The organism is Candidatus Eisenbacteria bacterium (assembly GCA_030017955.1).
In the GTDB taxonomy this organism is placed as follows: Bacteria; Eisenbacteria; RBG-16-71-46; order JASEGR01; family JASEGR01; genus JASEGR01.
In genome coordinates, this window is record JASEGR010000038.1 from 1 (window position 1) to 19,821 (window position 19,821).

Below are 19,821 nucleotides of genomic sequence, written 5' to 3' on the forward strand. Positions count from 1 at the left end.
GAAAGTGCTGGGGCACCGCATAATAAGTTCGCGAATTTATGTGACACAGCACTAGAGAACCCGTCTCAATTGAGAGAGATTCGTAAAAAGACTCCCTGAGAATCCGCGCAGGGATTCTTTTTTGCTTTGTCTTCCTTTTCGCGTGGCAGCGTGGTAATCTACATCTAACTTTTGCCCTCTGGGCGTGTCCAAGAGAAATGCCGGTCTTGTGCATCTTTCCCGGAGGGCCGGAAGGTGAAAGATGCTGCTCTACTGGCAGTATATACCTGGAGGTGAACAAATGAACGAGATTGAAAGCGAAGTTCAGAAGGAGCCATCATTCCCATCCAGAGTCCTCAGAGTGTTCTATTCCCCAAGGAAAGTCTTCGAGTCTCTTGACAGAAGACCTGAGTGGATCTGGGCTGCGCTTCTTGGACTGGTGATCTCGCTCGCGCTGACATTCATCCTTCTGCCCAGAGTCTTTCTTCCCGAGCACCTCGCAGCATTAAGGGACAATCCCGACATAACTCCGGAAAGACTCTCTGCCGTCGAGGAAAGATTTCAGGGCATGCTTCCAACTATCATGGGTCTCGCATCTGCTCTTTTCGGCTTCCTTGTCGGTCTTTTCGGAAAATCGCTTGTCATCTTTGTGGCTGCCCTGGCATTCCTCTCGGCCCGCGCCCCATTCACAAAGGTACTCTCGGTGATGGCATACAGCGGCTTCATAGGACTGCTTTCTTACGCCCTGAAAACCCCACTGATGGTCGCAAAAGGTACTAGAAACATCGAAACAAGCCTGGCGGTTTTTGTGAGTCCGGATGAGGGAAGCAAGGTCGTTCGCGGCCTTCTGGGAAGCTTCGACGTCTTCGCGATATGGGAGCTTGCGATAGTATCAATTGGCATCGGAGTGATATTCAAAGTGACCGGCAAGAAAGCCGCAATGATGGTGGTCCCCATCTGGATAGTGTGGAGAGTTCTTGTTTCCTTTCTGGGCAGCTTCGCAGGCAGAACCTAAGAGATCTGAAACATTCTGGTTTCTTGTCACGTAAAGATTAGTTGTTGCGTTGCAGTCAGGTGGGGTTTGGAAGACTCAATTGCATGGGGGAAAAGATGACGAGATTCTGCTCCGCGTTTCTGGTTTCTCTGTTCCTTCTTTGCGGTACTACTTTTCCTATTTTCGGCGCTGACGCAAAGCCGGTTCCGCTTGGGAAGCTCTCTGTTGAGGATTGCGTGAAGATCGCCCTTGAACGGAGCCCAACCGTTGCGGTTGCAAAGGCACAGACTCTCCAGTCTCGGGGGGCGCTGAATGCTGCAATGTCCGGGGTCCTTCCGAGAGTCAGTGCGTCAGTAGGTTATACTACGACGACTAATGCAATCGAAAGATACAGTTTCAGCTCAGGGAGGTTCACCAAGACAAGCTCAATTTACGGTGCCGGATCTCAAGCCAGGCTGAGCCTTCTCGATAGAGCTACCTGGACAAGGGTCGGAGCGGCACGTGAAGAGGCCCGTGCATCGAGGGAATCGCAGGCTTCAAGTGAAGCGGATGTGGCATTCCAGGTGAGGAGCAAGTACTACGACCTCGTGAGAGCGAGAAAGCTCCTCGAAGTGGCAAGAGAGGCACTGAGGCTGAGTCTTGATCAGCTGAGAAGGTCCGAGAGTCTGTATTCTCTCGGCTCTGTCACGAAAGGAGATGTCCTCAAGGCAAAGGTCAGCGTGGCAGAAAGTGAGCTGGGCGTGATCGGGGCAGAGAACAGGGCACAGCTTGAGATTGTCAGACTTGCCGCACTGATGGGACTTCTGCCCGACCAGTCGTTCGAAGTTGATGAAACGCTGGAGGAGTCTCCAGTCTCGATAGATTCTTCGGCGGTCTTCAGTGCAGCCATGAAAGAAAGGCCTGACCTGAAGGAAGCGCGCCACAGACTCAAAGCGTCAAACCTGAACCTGGGAACTGCCGGCGCAGGACGGCTTCCGTCTCTCTCGCTGACTGCGGGATACAGCTCCTATGTTTCTGGTATGCCGCACGGCTTCAACCAATTCGTTTTTGGAAACACCAAGGATGCTACGACCGGCGTTGATCTAAAGAACTATAGTTGGGATGTGGGGCTTGAAGTCAGCATCCCCATTTTTGACGGGCTGCTCACCAGAGGAAACACACAGCAAGCGCGGGCACAACACGTGGCAGCAAAGGAGAGCTTGAGGCAGCTTGAGCTCAATGCGCAGCTTGAAGTGAAGGAAGCCATCCTCGCCTTGAAAGAGGCCAGGGAGAAGCTGGTGTCCTCAAAGGAAGGTCTTCTCTCTGCAGAGGAAAGCTACAAGCTTTCGAAGGAGAAATATGATGTCGGGTCAGGGACTATGCTTGAGCTGATAGACTCAGAAGTTGGACTTGCCAGGGCAAGGAGTTCCTATGTTGATGCGTTGAGCTCGGTGAAAGTGGCCCAGGCTATGATCGTCAGGGCAAGTGGAAGGAAATACTGAAAATGAAGAAGAAGATCCTGATTATTGCTGCTGCCGTGATTGTGATTCTGGTGTTTGTTGTAGCCAACCTGAAGAGGAGTTCAGGCAAGACTATTGATGTTCAGACAACGACCGTCAAGCGAGGCGAGATCACGCAATTGGTGAGGGCATCCGGAAGCGTTGAGCCGCGAACGATTGTGAAACTCAGCGCTAGTGTCCCCGGGCAGGTGACAAAAATTCATGTGAAAGAAGGAGATTCGGTAACAAAGGGACAGCTTCTTCTCAAGCTTGATGACACGCAATACCGGTCACAACTCAACAGCGGCGAGGCAGAACTGCAGTCTGCGGAAGCAAGTCTGAGACTATCTGCTGCGAATCTGGAGAGGTCGAGACAGGCTCTTGAAAGGAAAAAGGCACTTTCAGAAAGATCGCTTGTTTCCCCCGAAGAGCTTGAGGCCATTCAGACACAGTTCAATGTTGACAAGGCACAGAAGGACGTTGCTGAAGAAAGGGTCAGTCAGGCAAAAGCCAACCTGAGAGCTGCCAGGGACTATCTTGACAAGACGGTCTTCACCTCTCCGATCGATGGAGTCATTTCCCAGCTCAATATCGAAGAGGGAGAGATTGCCATAACCGGGACTATGAATAACCCCGGGACGGTGATGCTGACGGTAGCCGACCTCTCCGTGATGGAAGTGAAGGCCGATGTTGATGAGACCGATGTTGTGCACGTGACGAACGGACAGCCGGTTAAGATTACCGTGGATGCAATCAGAGACACGACGTTCAAGGGAACTGTTACCGAAGTTGCAAGCACTGCAAAGGTTTCGGGATTCGGGACCGAGAGGGAAGAAGTGAACTTCGAGGTGACAGTCGAAGTGACTGACAAGGTCCCGCAGCTCAGACCCGGCATGACCGCTGATGTCGAAATTACCACGGGCGTTGCGAAGAACGTTCTTTCAGTCCCGATACAGGCGGTCGTCGTGAAAACCAAGAAGGACATAGAAAGCGAGAAGGCAGCGCTTGAGAAAGTGAAATCTAAGAAGAAGGCAAAGAACCCCAAAAAGTCCGATGAGACGGATAAGGATAAAGAGAAGGACAAAGAGATAAACGGCGTCTTTGTGGTTGAAAAGGGGATTGCCAAGTTCCATGAGGTGAAGACTCTGCTCTCAGGGGATACGAACATTGAAGTCGCCGGCAGCATCAAGGAAGGGGACAAAATCATCTCGGGACCTTTTAAGACCCTCAGGAATCTGAAGGAAGGCGCGAAGGTCAAAGAGGCAGGCGAAGGAAAGAAGAAAGAGAAGAAGAGTTAGGAGGCCGGCTTGCTAATCGAGCTCAACGACATAGTGAAAACCTACAAGGTGGGTGCCGAGGAGGTGCACGCCTTGAGGGGTATCAGCATCAGTTTTGAGAAGAACGAGTACCTGGCGATAATGGGTCCTTCCGGCTCGGGGAAATCGACTCTGATGAATCTGATTGGATGCCTTGATACGCCGACTTCGGGAACTTATAAGCTGGCCGGAAGCGAAGTAAGCAAGTATGGAGACGACGACCTGGCCAGGATAAGAAACCGGGAGATAGGGTTTGTCTTCCAGACATTTAATCTTCTTCCGAGGGCCACTGCTCTTCACAACGTCGAGCTTCCTCTTATCTACAGCGGAGTTCCTACGCAGGAGAGACGGGAAAGGGCGAGAAAATCGCTTGAGATTGTCGGACTGGGGGGCAGGACTCATCACAGGCCGAACGAGCTTTCAGGAGGAGAAAGGCAAAGAGTCGCCATAGCCAGAGCGATTGTGAACAAACCGTCCATCATCCTTGCCGATGAGCCCACAGGAAATCTTGACTCCAAGATTGGCTCGGAAATCATGGATGTCTTTCGGGAAATCTGTAACGCGGGAAATACAATAGTCCTCGTGACTCATGAAGAATACATCGCGAAGCATGCCGGGCGAATTGTGAGACTGATGGACGGCCAAATCGAGTCGGATGAGCGAAATTGAATCTCTTCAGTGATTGCGGAGCTGCTCCGCATGATGGCGCAGGGCACCTTCCTTAGAGAGAAGCAACCTTGAGACTCACAGAAAGCATTTCTCTCGCTTTTGGCTCCCTTCGAGCAAACAAACTCCGGTCATTCCTCACCATCCTTGGCAACATAATCGGAGTCATGTCAGTAATTGCGGTCGTCTCGATAATCAACGGAATGAATAAGTACGTGTCCGAGAAAATCGCAGCCCAGGGGTCAAATGTCCTGTACATCGATAAGTTCGGCATGATCACCAGCGACGAGGAGTGGCAGGAGGCAGTGAAAAGGAAAGACATACTTCTCGAAGATGAAAAGGCGCTGGCGAGCTTCATGAAATCTGCTGTCGCTGTGACCGGGCAGGTTTACGCACGGAAGACCACGAAGAGCAGAAACCAATCGGCTTCCCGGATCGAGATCAAAGGCATGACTGAGGGATATTTCGAAACCGAGACCTACGACCTCGAAGACGGACGGCACTTGGACGAGTCCGACGTGAATCACAAGAGGCCGTTTGCAGTTCTCGGATACGGCGTGGCCGAGAAACTCTTTCCCGGGATCGATCCTCTTGGGAAAGAAATCAGAGTGGGAAGAAACTACCTCAAGGTAATCGGAACGATAGAGAAGAAAGGGAGCCTCCTGGGAATGAGCCAGGACAACTTCGTCATCATTCCGATAACCACCTTTCAGAAGTTTTTCGGGGAAAGGCAATCAGTGACAATCTTGGTGAAAACGAAGAGCGCCGAGCTCATGAAGAAGGCTGAGGATGAAGCGAGATTTCTCTTGAGGATGAGGAGAAAGATCCCGTTTACAAAACCCGATGATTTCGCGATTCTGACTGCCGACACATTCATGAACCTCTACAAGAACTTCACATCGACGGCATTCATAGTCATGGTTGGCGTTGCGTCACTCTCCCTCATTGTCGGCGGAATAGTGATAATGAACATCATGCTTGTCACAGTCACGGAAAGAACGAGAGAGATTGGCATAAGAAAGGCGGTCGGTGCAAGGGCACGGGACGTCCTGCAGCAGTTCCTGGTCGAGGCCGTTGCACTTTCCACGGTGGGCGGAATAATAGGCATACTACTGGGGATAGTGATTGCCAAGACGGTCTCCAGTCTGACGCCTCTTCCTTCATCTGTGCGGTTGTGGTCAGTACTGGCAGGGCTCCTGGTCTCTTCTTCCGTAGGCATCTTCTTCGGAATCTATCCGGCAAGAAGGGCTGCCCAGCAGGACACGATTGTAGCCCTGCGGTACGAATAGATGGCGGCTTTTGAAGCAGAACGGTTATCGCGGATTGATAGGGAGGCATAGACACAGTGCCGTTGTATCTTGACGAAACAGTTGAAGCAACGAAGATGGCCATCTCTGCCCTCAGGGCAAACAAGATGCGCTCATTTCTGACTATTCTTGGAGTGATCATCGGTGTCACAACCGTGATGGGGATGGTCTCACTCATCGAAGGGCTGAACAAGGGCATGATGAGGCAGCTCGCGTCACTGGGCTCGGACACGATACACATCAGGAAGTTCAAGCCCGGTGTCTTCGTGGGGGAGTTTCCCGACAGTCTGAGACATAGAAAGGCGTTTACCGAAGAAGACGTCAAAGCTGTGATGAGCTTCTGCCCATCCGTCAAGGAGGTGGCGCCTCTCAACTTCACAGAGGCGAAACTCAAATACGGCAGCAATGAGACAAGGACCATGTTCATTATCGGCTCAGCGCCGGCGCTCTCGGTGACAAACGAGCTTTCCGTCTCGCAGGGAAGATTCTTCACGGAGACCGAAGTCGATCACAGGGCACAGGTCTGTGTCCTGGGCCAGGACATTCTCTCGACACTCTTCCCGCACGCCAATGCTGTGGGTAAGCTCATACGAATCGGAAATGCGCCTTATACGGTTGTGGGCGAGCTCGAGACGATGGGGAAGTTCCTGGGCCAGACAAGAGATGACATGGTGGTCGTGCCGTATACGACACTCTTCAAGAAGTACGGGAAAGATATTGACCTTTACATGAACGCAAAGCCCACGAGTCCCGACAAGCTTGATGCTGCAATTGATGAGATTACCGAACTCCTCAGACGGAGAAGGGGAATACCAAGCAACAAGTCCGAGGATTTCGGCATATTCACGAATGAGACTCTCATGGACCTATATCACAAGATTACGGGAGCATTCTATCTTGTGATGATTGTCATCTCATCAATCGGACTCCTTGTCGGCGGGATCGGGGTCATGAACATTATGCTCGTGTCGGTCCGGGAAAGGACACGGGAAATAGGTCTGAGAAAGGCCATCGGGGCAAGGAAAAAGGACATCCTGTGGCAGTTTCTTGTAGAGGCGGGGACGCTCACTGGGACCGGGGGCATACTTGGAATAATCATCGGTCTCTCAATCGGGAAACTCATCGATCTCGCTACGCCTCTTCCTTCTGCGGTTCCTCTCTGGGCGATCATCCTCGGATTCTCGTTCTCGGTCGGGGTAGGCATGTTCTTCGGAATCTACCCGGCAGTCAAGGCCGCCTCACTCGATCCAGTCGAAGCCCTGCGCTACGAATAATTCGGGGACACATCACCTAATTCAGCGGCGCAAATAACGCGAATCACGGGGTACCAGAAGTCCATAGTGGCGAATGAGCGTTTCGCTGGCTCCGCTCCGGGATGACCCATCTAGGGCTCGCCAGGCGGGGAGTCCTTGCCCCTCCCAGCCTCTTAAGGGCTGGGTATCCCCACCTTGCTCGCCAAGATGGGTGTCCCATCCCTCCCGCGAAAGCCATCTCACGGCTCATCGCCACGACAACTCGACTTGTCCCTGTGGCGTCGCCAACCCGCCCGAGAACAGATGACTCAAATCTGGATTTGCGATATACTCCGTTCCCTATGAAACGCAAAGTCATTTCTGCCTTCGTTCTGCTTATTGCTCTGCTTCAAGCGGCGGGCTGTGGGAGGGAAAAGTTCTCCGGAAAGCCGGCTGCCTCTACCCTTGACGCTATTCTGAGAGCGCGCAAGATAAAGGTTGGAACGAATCCCGGCTACAAGCCATTCGAAATGATTGACAAAGATGGAAAGGTGGTCGGCTTCGATATTGATGTGGCAAAATTCATAGCCGACAAACTCGGTGTCGAGCTTGAAGTGGTCGTGACCGACTGGGATCCAGCAATATCGAATCTGAATGCCGGGAAGTTCGATGTCATAATTTCGGGCATGACGAGAACGCTCGAAAGAGCCCTTGCCTGCAACTTCACAGACCCTTACTTCAAGACCGGGCAGGCACTCATCGTGAACAAGAAAAAGTATCCGCCCGGCACAATCAAGAGCCACAAGTTTTTCAATCGCAGGGGAGTAGTCATTTCAACAAAATTGGGGACGACCGGGGAGATTGCGGCAAGGAAGGAATTTCCGCTCGCAGAGATAAAGACGTTTGAAGATGAAAGCGAAGCCGCTCTTGAGGTGGACACAGGAAGAGCAGAAATTATGGTCTATGATCAACCATTCTGCGCATTTCATGCAGGAGAAGTCCCTGAAAAGGTCTATGCCGTTCTTGAACCATTCACCTCAGAGTATCTCGCCTTTGCGCTGAGAAAAGGGGACCCGGATTTTCTTTCATGGCTCAATCTTGCGATATTTGAGATCCACTCAAGCGGGGTTTACGATAGTCTCTTTAACAAGTGGTTCGTCGAGATGCCGTGGATTGAAAGGGTCAAGTGAAAATGAGTTGTCCGTCTTTTCAATTGATGCAATAGAGACCCCAGATGGGTTACCCCTGGCACTGGGAGCAAATCCCTCCCTACCTTCCGTTATTCATCACCGCCCTGGGCAGGACCCTTCTCATTTCTCTCTGGTCAATCATATTCGGAACCGCCCTTGGCCTCGTAATCGGGGTTATGAGAGTTCAAAGGAAGGGTGTATTTGCCTCAGCGTCGCTTGCCTATGTGGAAGTGATGAGAAACATTCCTCTCATGCTCGTAATCTTTCTCACCTATTTCGGAGTTGGATACATCTACCCGATGTCGGGACTCTGGGCGTCAATAATCAGTCTCTCAATCTTTGAAGCGGCATACATAGCAGAGATAGTAAGGGCGGGGATACAGTCGATAGAGAAGGGACAGCTTGAGGCGTCGAGGTCCCTTGGCATGAGTTACTTTCAGAGCTTGAGGTTTGTTGTTCTTCCGCAAGCAGTACGGAGAATAATCCCGCCGCTCACCGGACAGTTTGTTTCCCTTATCAAAGATTCGTCGCTGGCTTCCCTTGTTTCTTACCAGGAGCTCATGCTCGTTGGGAGACAGATAAATTCAAGGATATTCCGGCCATTTGAGGTTTTTCTCACAATCGGAGTGCTCTACTTCTCGATATGTTTTCTGCTTTCCTTGCTCTCAAGGTATGAAGAGAGAAGGCTTGCTATTTCGGAGTGACCAGAGAGAATCGCAATCCCGAGGAGACATGACTGAAGCTGCGATAGTCGAATTGCGAAACGTGTCAAAGAGCTTTAGCAGAAGCGTGCACGCTCTCGTCGATGTCAATCTCTCTGTGATTCCGCGTGAAGTGCTCGTGATCATAGGGCCGAGCGGTTCAGGCAAGAGCACACTTCTCCGCTGCATCAACGGTCTCGAAAAGGTAGATGCCGGCTCCGTGGTCGTTGACGGTATCACTCTTGATGAATCCAAGGTCAATATGAACAAGGTCCGGGAAGAAGTTGGGATGGTGTTTCAGCAGTTCAATCTCTTCCCTCACATGACGGTCAGGGATAATATTGTCATGCCGCAGGTTGTAGTGAGAAAGAGGACGAAGGAAGAGGCAACAGAGACCGCGCAGAGACTGCTCGACAAAGTCGGAATTCCCGAGAAGCTCTTGAGCTATCCCGGACAACTCTCCGGCGGGCAGAAACAGAGGGTTGCAATTGCCAGAGCGCTTGCGATGCAGCCCAAGGTGATGCTCTTTGATGAACCTACCTCGGCTCTTGATCCGGAGGTAACGAAGGAAGTCCTCGACACAATGAAGCAGCTCGCGCGCGATGGGATGACAATGATTGTTGTGTCGCACGAAATGGGATTTGCCAAAGAGGTGAGCCACAGGATAGCATTTATGGACGAAGGGAAGATCATCGAGAAAGGGGATACCTTGGGCTTCTTTCAGAATCCCAGGAATCCGAGAACAAGGGCCTTCCTCGACAAAATACTGTAAGCCCCTCACCTTGATCCTCTCCCCAAGGGGGAGAGGTTGGTAAGGGGACATGGGGAGAATTGAGCAGACGGCGGTGACGCGGCCGTGCAGCAGGCAAGGGTGGAGATGTCCTTGAACCGACTTTCCGAAAATTTGTGGACTCCCTTCTTGGACGAGGGAGCGACCCTGAAGGGGACGAATTTGCGCTGTCTGAGGCCGTTAGGCCGAGTTCGCAAATTCGAGTGAGCGAGTCCAAGAAGGATCGACATTTTCGGCAGGAGGGAAAGGACATCTCGGGAATTGAGTGATGTCCCCGAATTAAGGTGGCTTTATGAAAGGTATTGAGATACACGGCGCGAGAGAGCATAACCTCAAGAACATCGACGTATTCATTCCCAGGAACAAACTCACGGTCATCACAGGAGTGAGCGGCTCCGGCAAGTCATCGCTTGCATTCGACACGGTGTACGCGGAGGGGCAGCGGAGGTACGTTGAGTCGCTTTCGGCCTATGCAAGACAGTTCCTGAGCCAGATGGAAAAGCCCGACGTGGACGGGATCACAGGGCTTTCGCCGTCGATATCCATAGAGCAGAGGAAGGCAGGGCATAATCCGCGCTCCACCGTTGCAACAATCACCGAAATCTACGACTACCTGAGATTGATCTTCTCGAGAATCGGGACGCAGTATTGCCCCCAGTGCAAGATTCCGATTTCGAGACAAACGGTCCAGGAAATGGTTGACCGGGTTTACGAACTTTCGCCCGGAACAAAGCTTTCGATCTACGCGCCGCTTGTCAGAGGAAGGAAGGGCGAGTACAGAAAAGAAATTGAAGCACTGAGGCAGCAGGGCTTCCTGAGGGCAAGAATCGACGGCCATGTGCGGGAGCTTGAGGGCATCACGAGACTTGAGAAAACCAAGAAGCACACAATTGATGTGCTTATCGACAAAATTTCGGTTGATGAGAAATTCAAGAGACGCGCAAGCGATTCAATTGAGCTCGCGCTGAAAGCCGGCTCGGGACTTGTGAAGATTGAGACTTCCGAAGAAAAGGAGCTGCTTTTCAGCGAAAAGGCCTCTTGCACAAAGTGCGGGAAAGGATTCGACGAGCTTCTTCCCAGGATGTTTTCCTTCAATAGTCCCTACGGGGCATGCAAGAGTTGCGACGGCTTGGGGACGATGCTTGAGATCGAACCGGAACTCGTTATCCCCGACAAGAGTCTCTCAATCCTCGAAGCCGCGATAGCCCCCTGGGGAAAGCTTTCATCCGGCGGGTGGCATGCCCCCTGGGTCAAGGCGCTCTCGAAGAAATACGGGTTCAGGACATCAGACCCGTGGAAGAAGATCGGGGAGGATGCAAAGAACGCGCTTCTCTTCGGGACAGAAGATGAATTCAAGGTGGAGTACGTAAGCGAGAAATCGAAGTTTGAATACTCAGGGCCATTCGAGGGTGTGATTCCGAACTTGAAGAGGAGATACAAAGAGACAAAATCTGAGGCAATAAGAGAGTGGATTCACGGCTTCATGGCACAGAGAATCTGCGGCGCGTGCGGAGGCACAAGACTCAAGCCGGAGGCATTATCGGTCAAGATCGGCGATCTCACGATTGCGGATTGCGTGAAGCTTCAGGTCAAGGACGCCAAAAGAGTCTTCAGTGCTCTCAGGTTTGGTGAAAGGGATCGAATAATCGCTGAGCCAATCATGAAGGAAATTCGTCAAAGGCTTGATTTCCTTTCGAACGTGGGACTCGACTATCTGACACTTGATAGAGCTTCATCCACGCTGGCAGGCGGAGAAGCGCAGAGAATAAGACTTGCAACACAGATTGGCTCAAAACTAGTTGGAGTGCTCTACATCCTTGATGAACCATCGATAGGACTTCACAACAGGGACAACGAGAAACTGCTCAACACCTTGAAGACCTTGAGAGATCTCGGAAATACAGTCGTTGTCGTTGAACACGACAGGGATACGATTCTATCTTCGGACTGGATTGTTGACCTCGGTCCGGGAGCCGGGAAGGCCGGCGGTTACGTGGTGGCTTCGGGGACTCCTGCCGAGATCGCCCTCTCGGAATCTTCTCTCACCGGCCAATACATATCCGGGAGAAAAGAGGTCCCGCTTCCTCCAGGAAGAAAATTGCCTGACAAGAAGTGGCTGTCAGTCATAGGTGCGAGTGAGAATAATCTGAAAGAAATCGATGTTTCATTTCCGATCGGGCTTTTGACTTGCGTGACCGGAGTTTCAGGATCCGGGAAAAGCACGCTTGTAAACGATATATTGTACAGGGCGCTTGCACGCTATTTCCTCAACTCGACCGAGCTCTCCGGAAAACACAAGAAGATCGCCGGCCTCGAGCATCTCGACAAAGTTGCAGGAATTGACCAGTCGCCAATCGGAAGGACTCCAAGATCGAATCCTGCGACATACACCGGACTCTTCGCGCCGATCAGAGATCTGTTTTCGCAGTTTCCAGAGTCGCGCGTGAGAGGATATAGGCCCGGAAGATTCAGCTTCAACGTGAAGGGCGGGAGATGCGAAGCCTGTGAAGGTGACGGCGTTGTGAAAATCGAGATGCACTTCCTCCCTGATGTCTATGTGAAGTGCGAAGTATGCGGAGGAAAGAGATACAACAGGGAGACGCTCGAAATCAAGTACAAGGGAAAAAACATCTCCGAAGTTCTGGACATGACAGTCGATGAAGCTCTCGAATTTTTCCGCAACATACCTGGAATAAGGAGAAAGCTCGAGACATTGAAGGATGTGGGGTTGGGCTACATACATCTTGGCCAGAGTGCAACGACTCTGTCGGGCGGCGAGGCACAGAGAGTCAAACTTGCAACAGAGCTCTCAAAGATTGCGACCGGGAAGACGCTGTACTTGCTTGATGAACCGACGACAGGGCTTCATTTCGAAGACGTGAAGATGCTTCTTCAAGTTCTGAGGAGACTGACCGAAAAAGGAAATACTGTAGTCGTGATTGAACACAACCTTGATGTCATAAAGGTTGCGGATTACATCATTGACCTCGGTCCCGAAGGAGGAGACGAGGGAGGTCTGGTTGTGGCAAAAGGGACTCCTGAAGAAATCCTGAACAGGCCGGCGTCGTACACTGGGAAGGCGCTCAGGAAAGTGATGAATCCCGCGGCGGAATTGAGTCGAGTGTCCTAGTGTGGGACCTCGGTCCCGGTAGTCCGGTAAGATGGGCGCGATCAAGATTCGAGTAGCATTCGGCTAAGACTCAATAGGAGGAAACATAGCGTGGACGATGAACTGCGCAGAAAATGTGTTGTGTTCGTCAACGATTTGCTTCATCAAGATGACGGTCATACACATGAGGAGCTCGTGGAACGGCTGACTGAAGAATTCGACGTCACCTTGGACGAAGCGGATGACATTATTGACGACTGCACAAGCGCCATCGACGACCTCGACCTGGAAGACGACGTCGACTGGTAGTAGAAGGTAGAGAAATCCACGGTGAGGACCGGGCAGAGTCACCGCCCCCTCATTCTGAAAAGTAGGTGGCTTCCCACATTTCGAAATAACGTGGCTGAATAGAAAAGATTGACTGTTTTCCATATCATGTGTATACTGAATGTATAGTAGAGTGATGAAGCAGAAGGAAAGGACAAAATGACTATCTCTAATCCCAACATGGGCACACGCGCATGTGCCAGTTTCTGGTGCGGCTGGTTATGGCGTAGCTGTGACCATAGTGGGAGGAGAGCAATGAAGTAGACCTCACAAGCAGTTCTCAGAGCAACTAGACTCGCCCACTATGGCTTCACATAGTGGGATTTTTCGTTTCGTATGGGAGAAATCCCAAAAGGGGGCAGACAAACCATGAGACTGGAGAATCACGATGAGCTTAAGATTGGCGAATTGCCAAGACTGCGGATTATGCCTATCGGAGAAATTCTCTTCCATGAAGAACCAGACATTGAGCGTGTGGCCAAACTCATTGACAAGTTCAGCGCTGATGGTGTTCTGAAGAATCCGCCGGTCGTAGCCATTGTTGACAAAAACCCAAGAAGAATCCTCTTGGACGGGACGAATAGAATTACAGCACTAAGGAAGCTGATGGTGCCCGATGTGCTGGTCCAGGAAATCGATCTAAGCGATGAACGGCTCACCATTTCCGAGTGGCATCACGCCATTGAACATCTGACGAAAAACGAGATTCTGGCTCAGGCCGATGGCCTCGCCGGCACGTCGCGCCAGGAATTGAAGGAAGAGGGGATGCTCGATGATCCCGACTTTCTATGCAGGATGATTTTCACTGATGGAACAGCGGCTGGACTATTCGGAACCGGTGATATCTTCCGGAAAGTCGATTTCCTCAAGAGGTTTACCGATTTGTATCACAAATTGGCCTACATGGACCGCGTGAGCTATACAGACCCTGCCGGTCTCAAGGAAAACTATCCGGATTTCTCGGCCCTCGTAAGTTTCAGACAGTTCACGAAAGCAGAAATAGTAGGGCTTGCCGATGCGGGGAAGCGGATGCCCAGCGGTATCACTCGTGTGCTTCTGCCCAAACGGGCGTTGAACTTTAATCTTCACATGAATGTCCTCAAATCAGAGCTATCAGCAAAAGAGAAGAACGAATGGCTTAAGGAAACGGTTCGACAGAAGATACTCACAAAATCAATAAGATTTTATCGAGAACCTACATTCTCGTTTGATGAATGAGCCACTGGGGAAACTATCCCCGATTTTGTGACAGCGAGGCTACGGGTGGCGTCGGTGACGCGGCCGTCTCGGAGGCCGTCACACAAATGGAATATGGAGTTTGTGGCGGCCGAGAGCCGAGAACCGACGAGCACCGGAAGCGCAGTCGAGTTCGTGCCGAGGACCCGACGCCAGCCGGAGCATCGGACTAGGGGGCGCATCACAACCAGCACATGGAGGTAGCTATGGAAACAACTAAAATCCTGCTTGATGAGAAGGAAATTCCAAGGCAATGGTACAACGTGCTTGCGGACCTTCCGTTTCCGCCGGCGCCGTATCTTCACCCAGTGACATTCAAACCAATTACTCCGCAAGACCTGGCGCCTCTTTTTCCCTTGGAACTGATCAAACAGGAAGTCTGCCAGGAGCGTTTCGTTGACATCCCTGATGAGGTCCGGGACATTTATGCACTTTGGAGACCGACGCCTCTGTACCGGGCGCGGCGCTGGGAAAAGGCGCTGGATACGCCGGCGAAGATTTACTACAAGTGGGAAGGCGTAAGTCCTCCGGGCAGTCACAAGCCGAACACGGCCGTGGCGCAGGCGTACTACAACAAAAAGGAAGGCGTTAAGCGTCTGAGCACCGAGACTGGGGCGGGACAGTGGGGAAGCGCACTGGCCTTCGCGTGCAATCTCTTCGACCTGGAATGTAAAGTCTATATGGTAAATGTAAGCTATCATCAGAAGCCGTACCGCCGCATCCTGATGGAGACCTGGGGAGCCACGGTCGTCCCCAGCCCGAGCAGGGACACAAACTTCGGTCGAAAGCTCCTTTCCGAAAACCCGAAAGCCTCCGGGAGCCTGGGCATTGCCATCAGCGAGGCGGTCGAAGATGCGGCGGTGAGAGACGACACCAAGTACTCTCTTGGCAGCGTGCTCAACCATGTTCTCCTGCATCAGACTGTCGTCGGGCTGGAGGCCAAGAAACAGTTGGAAATGGCCGGGGACTATCCCGATATTCTGATAGGCTGCGTTGGCGGTGGAAGTAATTTCGGCGGCTTCTTCCTTCCGTTCATTCCTGACAAGCTTAAAGGTTCGGCCAAATCATTACGTATCGTCTGCGTCGAACCTACGGCCTGCCCAAGTCTCACGAAGGGACTGTACGCTTATGATTGGGGCGACACTGCAAAGACCGGACCGATTGCGAAAATGCACACTCTCGGGCATGGCTTTGTACCGCCGCCGATACATGCAGGCGGACTGCGCTACCACGGAATGGCGCCTATCGTTTGCGCGCTCTACGATCACGGGATCATTGAAGCGACTGCTTTAGCTCAGACACAAATTTTCGACGCGGCAATCAGTTTCGCCCGGACCGAAGGATTTGTTGTGGCGCCGGAAACCGCCCATGCAGTGAAAACTGTCATGGACGAAGCGCTCAAATGCAAGAAATCTGGAGAGGCCAAGGTCATTGCCTTTAACGCCAGTGGTCACGGTCATTTCGACCTGGCCGCGTACGAGTCATTCTTGTCAAACAAACTGGAGGATTACGAATATCCGGATGATGAGATAAGAGCTTCCCTCAGGGAGCTGCCGAAGATAAGCGAGTAGTTCGGCGCCGGTCTGTGGGTCCAAACGCGACCGACCGATGGAGACGCGACCTCAGCTGTGCGCGGGCAAGTGTGCTTGCTTGCCGGGGCGAGTCACCTGCGGGTGCAGAGGACGACTGACTAGTGGAAATAGGTGACTGTCCCTAATTCTTTTTCGGATACCCGACCGTCTGTGCGAGTGTAACCCTCTGGTCAGGCCGCAGCTTCATTGCTTTCTCAAGGGCTGGCTTGTCAATCGAGGCGCGTATTACCGTTGCCAGTCCTTCTGAAGCGCAATAGAGATAAACGTTCTGGCCGATGAAGCCGGCGGCGGCTCCTGAATAGAAGACTTTTTGCTCATCAATTGATTTACCCATCCTGGAGTAGTCCGCGACGTAGATGAGATTCAGAGGCGCCTCCTGAACGAACGCCTGAGAACCGGCCAGGGCCCGGATATCCTGTGCCAGGACCGGCTCCAACGAGTGTGCCTTCGCATCATAGAGGTAAAGACCATCGGCGGTGGCAACATAAACATCTATTTCCTGCCGGTTCATCGCAGATGGCGCAGTGCGTTTTCCTGATTCCGGACGGTTTACTCCGAATGCCGCCCAGAGCAGGTTTGAAAGTACTTGTGGCGGCAGCTTCTCAGTACTGAATGCACGCGATGACTGCCTGTCCTTCAAAACCTGCATCAAGGGTTTCCCACCATCCGTCTGCGGTTTCGGAAGAGGGACAGATTTCAATTCCTGCGCAAAACCCGGACAGGAACAAATTAACAGAGCGACCAACGCCAAACATCCAGCCAGATACGATAGTCTGTTCACGATTTTCCTCCCTTGAATGCTACGGTCATTCGCACGGTCACGAACTTCTGGAAATAGGTGACTGTCACTAATTTCACTAATTTCGAATATAGCAGAAACTGCCGGGTTGTGGTATAGTTGGCCTGCTTTTTTTGCGCGGAGGCGCTGTGCCGACGGAAACGCCTTTCATCAGGAAACATAAAGAGCACGGAGCGAGACTTGTGGAGTTTGCCGGCTTCATGATGCCGGTTTCGTATAAGGGAATAATTCACGAGCACACGAAGGTGAGGGAGTCTGCCGGGGTGTTCGACGTCTCTCACATGGGTGAGATTATTGTAAAAGGTCCTCGTGCTTTGGAAACCGTTAACTTCCTGATCACAAATGATGCATCCGAACTTCGTGAGGGTGATATCCTTTACTCACCAATGTGTAATGAGCGCGGCGGGATAGTTGATGATATTCTCGTTTACAATCTCGGGAATTCTTTTCTGCTTGTTGTGAATGCGTCCAATACAGAGAAGGACTTCAACTGGATCAAACGGCTTGAGAAAGATGGCGTGGTCATAGAGAATGCCAGCGACAGAACAGCTCAGCTTGCTCTCCAGGGGCCGCTATCCGAAAAAATTGCATCCAGGATCTTTGGAGATTCTGTGCGGGAGCTTCAGTACTACAAACACGCCAAGTTCTCTTTCAGGGGGAAAGATCTGCTGGTCTCCCGAACCGGGTACACAGGAGAGGACGGGTTCGAGATCTACCATGAGCCGGACCTGGCAGATAAGATGTGGGATGCGCTTTTCGAAGCCGGCCGTGACGCCGGGCTTGAGCCAATCGGATTGGGAGCAAGGGACACTCTGCGGCTCGAAATGTCCTACTGCCTCTATGGAAATGACATTGACGACACCACATCGCCCCTCGAAGCTGGAATTGCGTGGACCGTGAAGCTCGAAAAGGGCAGGTTCCAGGGTAGGGAAGTTCTTCTCAAGCAGAAAGAAGATGGGCTGAAAATGAGACTGGTCGCCTTTGAGATGGATGACGAAAGGATACCGAGAAAAGGGAACAAGATTCTCTCTCGTGAATCCACGATTGGAACTGTAACCAGCGGAAGCTACTCACCGTCTCTCGAGAAGGGGATAGGGATGGGTTACGTGAATGAAGGGGTGGGGAAAATTGGCGACAAGCTCAATATTCAGACCAGGGAGAACCAAGTCTCGCCTGCGACAATCGTGAAGAAACCGTTTTACAGGAAAGCGTCTCACAAATAGGGCAGAAAGGGATCTGACAGAGAAAGGAAGAGATGATGCACCCTTCCAATTTCAAGTACACGGAGCAGCATGAATGGGCTTTGATTGAAGGTGACATTGCGACGATAGGCATCACGGATTACGCGCAGAAAGAGCTCGGAGATGTCGTGTTCGTTGAGCTTCCCGCTCCCGGCACGAAAGTCTCCTGCATGAAGCCTTTTGGGGTGATCGAAGCAGTAAAGACAGTCTCAGACATTTTCTCGCCTCTTACCGGCGAGGTGTTGGAAACCAACGAGAAACTCAAAGCTTCACCCCAACTTATCAATGAATCTCCGAACAAAGACGCCTGGATGATAAAGATAAAGATTGCCAACCCTGCCGAGCTGGGAAAGCTTCTTCCGGTGGAGAAGTATCTTGAATTGACTGGTGAGAAGGAATAGAGAGAAGCATGCATCCGTTCATTTCGACCAGCAAGAAAGAAAGAGAAGAGATGCTGAAAGCGGTGGGCATCTCCTCCTTTGAAGAAATCCTGTCCCCGATTCCCGCAGATTTGAGAATGCATCTCTCTCTGAATCTCCCAAAGGCGCTGTCAGAGCTTGAAGTAATAAAGAAGCTGTCCGCGTACTCTTCACTTAATCTTGATTCTTCGAGATACGTGTCGTTTCTCGGGGGAGGCATCTACGATCACTTTGTGCCATCAGCCATCCCGTTTATTTCGTCGAGGTCGGAGTTTGCCACTTCGTACACTCCATACCAGCCGGAAGTGAGTCAGGGAACTCTCCAGGCGATTTTTGAATACCAGTCGATGATGGCCGAGCTAACGTCCATGGATGCAGTGAATGCATCGCTCTATGATGCGGCTACCGCATGCGCTGAAGCCGCTCTTCTTGCCGCTTCCGTGAAAGGGAGGAAGAGGGTTCTGGTGAGCTTCTCCGTTAATCCATTTTACCGGAATGTGATTGAGACTTACCTGAAAGTCTCAGGAATAAAAGTCGAGACAATACCGGCAAAAGATGGAGTGACTGACAGAGAGTATCTCTCACGGTTTGATGCTTCGAAATTCGATGCAATCTTCATCCAGCACCCGAACTTTTTTGGCTTACTGGAAGATCCCTCGCACTTTTCGGAATTCATTCATGACGGAGGCGGGCTCCTCGTCTCGGTGGTAAATCCAATTTCCCTGGCTCTACTTAAGCCGCCCGGGAAGTACGGGGCAGACATAGCAGTCGGAGAAGCCCAGCCGCTTGGAAACGGCATGAATTTCGGCGGCCCTTTGCTTGGCTTCTTCGCGACCAAAATGGACTTGGTCCGGAGGATGCCGGGAAGGCTTGTCGGAGAGACGGTTGATTTGGACGGCAGAAGAGGCTTTGTGCTCACTCTCCAGACCAGGGAGCAGCACATCAGAAGGGAAAAAGCGACATCCAACATCTGCACGAATGAATCCCTGCTTGCTCTTTCGTCTGCCATATATCTTTCTCTTATGGGAAAAGACGGCCTGAAAGAGGTCGCAAAGCAGTGCCTCATGAAGGCGCATTTTGCCAGGAAGTGCATATCAGAGGTTGAAGGTTTCTCAATCGCCTTCCGAGGCCCGGCTTTCAATGAATTCGCAGTGAAATGTCCCGTGCCCGCCGCGCAGGTGATCAAGAAGTCTTTGAGAAAAGGAGTGCTCGCAGGCGTTGGTCTCTCGCTTCTTGGTCCTGCTTACAAGAACTTTCTTCTTGTTGCGGTCACCGAGAAAAGGACCAAGGATGACATCCTTAAACTCGCAGAATCGTTGAGGCGCGCATGACTGGCAATTCTCGGCAAGAAAAGACGGGAGTGGCGTCGATTCTGGTAGAAGTGCAACCCCCTCACCTTGTTCCTCTCCCCGTTGGGGAGAGGTTGGTAAGGGGAAGGTGGAGAA

General features: G+C 51.8%; 17 protein-coding genes. 16 read left to right on the top strand and 1 reads right to left on the bottom strand.

Annotated elements, in window-relative coordinates:
- Window positions 1–280 precede the first annotated feature (280 nt).
- The 13 genes from QME66_07705 (at window position 281) to QME66_07765 (ending at window position 15,896) form a co-directional block, all read left to right on the top strand.
- Window positions 281–994: a YIP1 family protein gene (locus QME66_07705; protein ID MDI6808848.1), complete on the top strand. Its 714-nt coding sequence runs from the start codon at window positions 281–283 to the stop codon at window positions 992–994.
- A gap of 95 nt (window positions 995–1,089) precedes the next feature.
- Window positions 1,090–2,454, top strand: coding sequence for a TolC family protein (locus QME66_07710; GenBank protein ID MDI6808849.1), 1,365 nt, complete (start codon window positions 1,090–1,092; stop codon window positions 2,452–2,454).
- A 2-nt stretch (window positions 2,455–2,456) separates the two neighbouring features.
- The gene (locus tag QME66_07715) at window positions 2,457–3,749 is read left to right on the top strand and encodes an efflux RND transporter periplasmic adaptor subunit (protein ID MDI6808850.1); all 1,293 of its coding nucleotides are present in this window, start codon (window positions 2,457–2,459) and stop codon (window positions 3,747–3,749) included.
- A 9-nt stretch (window positions 3,750–3,758) separates the two neighbouring features.
- A complete protein-coding gene (locus QME66_07720) occupies window positions 3,759–4,436 on the top strand; it encodes an ABC transporter ATP-binding protein (protein ID MDI6808851.1) in 678 nt (225 codons plus the stop codon).
- A 68-nt stretch (window positions 4,437–4,504) separates the two neighbouring features.
- Window positions 4,505–5,722 carry an ABC transporter permease gene (locus QME66_07725; protein MDI6808852.1) on the top strand — a complete coding sequence of 406 codons (1,218 nt, stop codon included), beginning with the start codon at window positions 4,505–4,507 and terminating at the stop codon, window positions 5,720–5,722.
- A gap of 56 nt (window positions 5,723–5,778) precedes the next feature.
- A complete protein-coding gene (locus tag QME66_07730; GenBank protein MDI6808853.1) occupies window positions 5,779–7,014 on the top strand; it encodes an ABC transporter permease in 1,236 nt (411 codons plus the stop codon).
- Window positions 7,015–7,334: 320 nt separating this feature from the next.
- On the top strand, window positions 7,335–8,162 hold the full coding sequence (locus QME66_07735) for a transporter substrate-binding domain-containing protein (protein ID MDI6808854.1): 828 nt from the start codon (window positions 7,335–7,337) through the stop codon (window positions 8,160–8,162).
- Window positions 8,163–8,206: 44 nt separating this feature from the next.
- Window positions 8,207–8,866 (top strand): amino acid ABC transporter permease, encoded by a 660-nt coding sequence (locus tag QME66_07740; protein ID MDI6808855.1) that lies wholly within the window; start codon window positions 8,207–8,209, stop codon window positions 8,864–8,866.
- Between the two features lie 28 nt (window positions 8,867–8,894).
- Entirely contained in the window at window positions 8,895–9,635 is a 741-nt protein-coding gene (locus QME66_07745; GenBank protein MDI6808856.1) for an amino acid ABC transporter ATP-binding protein, read from the top strand.
- 310 nt (window positions 9,636–9,945) lie between these two features.
- Complete coding sequence (gene uvrA, locus QME66_07750; GenBank protein MDI6808857.1) at window positions 9,946–12,783, top strand: excinuclease ABC subunit UvrA; 2,838 nt, start codon at window positions 9,946–9,948, stop codon at window positions 12,781–12,783.
- Between the two features lie 90 nt (window positions 12,784–12,873).
- Complete coding sequence (locus QME66_07755) at window positions 12,874–13,071, top strand: hypothetical protein (protein MDI6808858.1); 198 nt, start codon at window positions 12,874–12,876, stop codon at window positions 13,069–13,071.
- Window positions 13,072–13,458: 387 nt separating this feature from the next.
- A complete protein-coding gene (locus QME66_07760) occupies window positions 13,459–14,307 on the top strand; it encodes a hypothetical protein (GenBank protein ID MDI6808859.1) in 849 nt (282 codons plus the stop codon).
- A 224-nt stretch (window positions 14,308–14,531) separates the two neighbouring features.
- Window positions 14,532–15,896: a TrpB-like pyridoxal phosphate-dependent enzyme gene (locus QME66_07765; protein MDI6808860.1), complete on the top strand. Its 1,365-nt coding sequence runs from the start codon at window positions 14,532–14,534 to the stop codon at window positions 15,894–15,896.
- A gap of 142 nt (window positions 15,897–16,038) precedes the next feature.
- Here the strand turns inward: QME66_07765 and QME66_07770 are convergent, their stop codons facing one another.
- Window positions 16,039–16,698: a SagB/ThcOx family dehydrogenase gene (locus QME66_07770; protein MDI6808861.1), complete on the bottom strand. Its 660-nt coding sequence runs from the start codon at window positions 16,696–16,698 to the stop codon at window positions 16,039–16,041.
- 146 nt (window positions 16,699–16,844) lie between these two features.
- Here QME66_07770 and gcvT point away from each other — a divergent pair, with 146 nt between their 5' ends.
- From gcvT to gcvPA, 3 genes are read left to right on the top strand one after another with little or no spacing between them, the layout of a single operon-like run.
- Window positions 16,845–17,939: a glycine cleavage system aminomethyltransferase GcvT gene (gcvT, locus tag QME66_07775; protein MDI6808862.1), complete on the top strand. Its 1,095-nt coding sequence runs from the start codon at window positions 16,845–16,847 to the stop codon at window positions 17,937–17,939.
- Window positions 17,940–17,971: 32 nt separating this feature from the next.
- Complete coding sequence (gene gcvH, locus QME66_07780) at window positions 17,972–18,358, top strand: glycine cleavage system protein GcvH (GenBank protein ID MDI6808863.1); 387 nt, start codon at window positions 17,972–17,974, stop codon at window positions 18,356–18,358.
- Window positions 18,359–18,366: 8 nt separating this feature from the next.
- Window positions 18,367–19,707: an aminomethyl-transferring glycine dehydrogenase subunit GcvPA gene (gene gcvPA, locus QME66_07785; GenBank protein ID MDI6808864.1), complete on the top strand. Its 1,341-nt coding sequence runs from the start codon at window positions 18,367–18,369 to the stop codon at window positions 19,705–19,707.
- The last annotated feature ends 114 nt before the right edge of the window (window positions 19,708–19,821 follow it).